Genomic DNA, 1729 nt, shown 5'->3' on the forward strand with positions numbered 1-1729 from the left:
CGAGTACTGTATTTTTTAATTTTGTATTTTCATCTGCGGCTGAGAAACTAATCGATTTTTGTATTGAAGCAGAAAAAACGCCTCTGTATGACAAAGCAGTCCTGCTGCTGTTCGATCTGTTCGGATTACGGCGTGATGCTTATGATCGCTTTCACAATGAGGAAACGTATCTTACAGATATGAACCAGACCGTAGATTACAAAAGGGTCATTTTGGATTACGTGACGGGAACCCGCATACTGGATATTGGACCCGGCGGGGGCGTGCTGCTGGATCTGATCGAACAGGAAAGACCAGATGCGAAGCCATTAGGTCTTGATATTTCTGTGAATGTCATTGAGGCACTTAAACGTAAAAAGCAATTGGAGCGCCATCGTTGGGATGTCATCAAAGGAGATGCGCTTCGGTTGGAGGAATATGTGGAAACGGGGAGCATGGACACGGTCATCTTCTCTTCGATTCTTCACGAGCTCTATTCCTACATCGAACGAGATGGAATTCGGTTCAATCCACAAACGGTGGAGGCTGCTTTGCAGAGTGCCTATCGTGTGCTTGCACCCGGCGGGCGTATCATCATTCGTGACGGTATTATGACCGAACCAGTAGAACAGCGCAGACGAATTCGATTCTTGGAGCCGGATGGAATGGAATGGCTGATGCGGTATGCGCAAGATTTTGCGGGACGCCACATTGAAATAGAGCGTGTGGGTGAGCATGAGGCTGTTTTGCCAGTGAACGATGCGATGGAATTTCTATATACCTATACATGGGGGGCGGAAGCCTATGTGCATGAAGTGCAGGAGCAGTTTGGTTATTTTACCCCATCACAGTATGAAGAGTGTATCCGTAACACACTTGGATCACAAGCGATTATCCGGGTGAGCCGCCATTATTTACAGGAGGGCTATGCCGAGGCGCTGTCCAGCCGTGTTGAGTTCATGGATGAGCAGGGCCAGCGGGTTCCTTTGCCAGACAGTACCTGTCTGATCGTGATTGAGAAGCCGAATAATAGGGCTGGAATTGCTGAATGATTTTTAATTTGAACAAGAGAATGCCTTCTGATTTGTGCCAAGCACGATTGGAAGGCATTTTTTAGAAAGCTAGTGGAGGTGTGTTCATGTATGTCCTCGCAGGTGGAAATATCCGGGTATGACCCGCAGTGGGCTGAAGAGTATATGCGAGAGCAAAGGAAAATTGTAGAGGCTCTCAAAGATGTATGTGTCGGCATAGAGCATATCGGTAGTACGTCCGTTCCTAATCTGGGAGCCAAGCCTATTATTGATATTATGGTTGGAGTAGAAGAGTTGGCAAGTCTTCAATCCGAACATCGAGAGCGTCTACAAGGGTTTCAATATGAATATGTACAGAAGCCTGATTTTCCAGAGAGAGCTTTCTTTCGCCGTGGAGAATGGGGAGCTGGGACTCATCACTTGCATATTTACAAGTATAAAGGTGAGCATTGGGAAAACCATCTATTGTTCAGAGATTACTTAAAAGCGCATCCTGATAGCCTGCGAGCGTATGATACTTTAAAAAAAGATTTGGCGTGCCAATTCAAATATGACCGTGCAGCGTATACCGAAGCCAAAGGACCATTCATTCGGCAGGTGGTTGAGCGAGCGAAGCTTGAAAGATATAGGCAGGGACAGATGAATTCTTAGTACGCATGGACAAGGTGGAGGAATGATGAAGAATATGATGCTTGATGCACAGGTAACGCCGAATGGTT

The 1729-nt window shown here is 46.4% G+C and carries 2 protein-coding genes; both read left to right on the forward strand.

Annotated features, from left to right (window positions below):
- A partial coding sequence (locus GRP75_RS26125) for a methyltransferase (RefSeq protein WP_160790790.1) occupies positions 1 to 1031 on the forward strand: 1031 nt, incomplete at its 5' end.
- Positions 1032 to 1121: 90 nt separating this feature from the next.
- Positions 1122 to 1661, forward strand: a complete 540-nt coding sequence (locus tag GRP75_RS26130) for a GrpB family protein (RefSeq protein ID WP_160790791.1) — start codon at positions 1122 to 1124, stop codon at positions 1659 to 1661.
- The last annotated feature ends 68 nt before the right edge of the window (positions 1662 to 1729 follow it).

The organism is Paenibacillus sp. OT2-17, assembly GCF_009827695.1.
In the GTDB taxonomy this organism is placed as follows: Bacteria; Bacillota; Bacilli; order Paenibacillales; family Paenibacillaceae; genus Paenibacillus; species Paenibacillus polymyxa_B.